The sequence below is a fragment of the Allobosea sp. NPDC055594 genome (assembly GCF_053618995.1).
In genome coordinates this window covers 1-1,482 of sequence record NZ_JBSHIO010000050.1, presented here as the reverse complement: position 1 = coordinate 1,482, position 1,482 = coordinate 1, and the positions used below count along the sequence as shown (strand labels likewise).

At 58.4% G+C, this 1,482-nt stretch carries 1 protein-coding gene and 1 rRNA gene; one reads left to right on the top strand and one right to left on the bottom strand.

Features of this window, described 5'->3' with window-relative positions; all coding sequences use genetic code 11:
• A partial coding sequence (locus ACWGRX_RS26905; RefSeq protein ID WP_452120056.1) for a hypothetical protein occupies positions 1 to 301 on the bottom strand: 301 nt, incomplete at its 3' end.
• An 88-nt stretch (positions 302 to 389) separates the two neighbouring features.
• On the opposite strand from ACWGRX_RS26905, the gene ACWGRX_RS26900 reads away from it, so the two are divergent.
• Positions 390 to 1,482, top strand: a 16S ribosomal RNA gene (locus ACWGRX_RS26900); the annotation flags it as partial.

The following is a 1,482-nucleotide window of genomic DNA, read 5'->3' as shown; positions in this document are numbered from 1 at the left end:
GCGTGCCGACGGGGCGACCCAAACTCAGCAGATTCCCTGAATCCACTGCATATCCGCATGCCTGCGGACGGTGGTCGGAGGCAGGAAAAAGAACTGATAGAGTCGGGAACACGAAATACCGAAGGGAAGCGCCCGGAGGAAAGCCCGAGAGGGTGAGTACAAAGGAAGCGTCCGTTCCTTGAGAACTCAACAGCGTGCCAAAAGTCAACGCCAGATATGTTGATACCCCGGCCTGCTTCGGCAGGTTGGTGGTTCCTTTGAAAGTCCTGTCGTTCCGCTCCTTGTGGGTGGCGGCAGGCAATTACACAGCGAGGACGCTGAGAACAACGGGTCTTATTCCGACCGGTTGTTCCGCTCTCGTGATGTGTGCACCCGATTACGGGTAAACATTCACGGAGAGTTTGATCCTGGCTCAGGACGAACGCTGGCGGCGTGCTTAACACATGCAAGTCGAACGATGAAGCCCTTCGGGGTGGATTAGTGGCGAACGGGTGAGTAACACGTGGGCAATCTGCCCTTCACTCTGGGACAAGCCCTGGAAACGGGGTCTAATACCGGATACGACACGGGGTCGCATGACCTCCGTGTGGAAAGCTCCGGCGGTGAAGGATGAGCCCGCGGCCTATCAGCTTGTTGGTGGGGTAATGGCCTACCAAGGCGACGACGGGTAGCCGGCCTGAGAGGGCGACCGGCCACACTGGGACTGAGACACGGCCCAGACTCCTACGGGAGGCAGCAGTGGGGAATATTGCACAATGGGCGAAAGCCTGATGCAGCGACGCCGCGTGAGGGATGACGGCCTTCGGGTTGTAAACCTCTTTCAGCAGGGAAGAAGCGAAAGTGACGGTACCTGCAGAAGAAGCGCCGGCTAACTACGTGCCAGCAGCCGCGGTAATACGTAGGGCGCAAGCGTTGTCCGGAATTATTGGGCGTAAAGAGCTCGTAGGCGGCTTGTCACGTCGGATGTGAAAGCCCGGGGCTTAACCCCGGGTCTGCAGTCGATACGGGCAGGCTAGAGTTCGGTAGGGGAGATCGGAATTCCTGGTGTAGCGGTGAAATGCGCAGATATCAGGAGGAACACCGGTGGCGAAGGCGGATCTCTGGGCCGATACTGACGCTGAGGAGCGAAAGCGTGGGGAGCGAACAGGATTAGATACCCTGGTAGTCCACGCCGTAAACGGTGGGCACTAGGTGTGGGCAACATTCCACGTTGTCCGTGCCGCAGCTAACGCATTAAGTGCCCCGCCTGGGGAGTACGGCCGCAAGGCTAAAACTCAAAGGAATTGACGGGGGCCCGCACAAGCGGCGGAGCATGTGGCTTAATTCGACGCAACGCGAAGAACCTTACCAAGGCTTGACATACACCGGAAAGCATCAGAGATGGTGCCCCCCTTGTGGTCGGTGTACAGGTGGTGCATGGTTGTCGTCAGCTCGTGTCGTGAGATGTTGGGTTAAGTCCCGCAACGAGCGCAACCCTTGTCC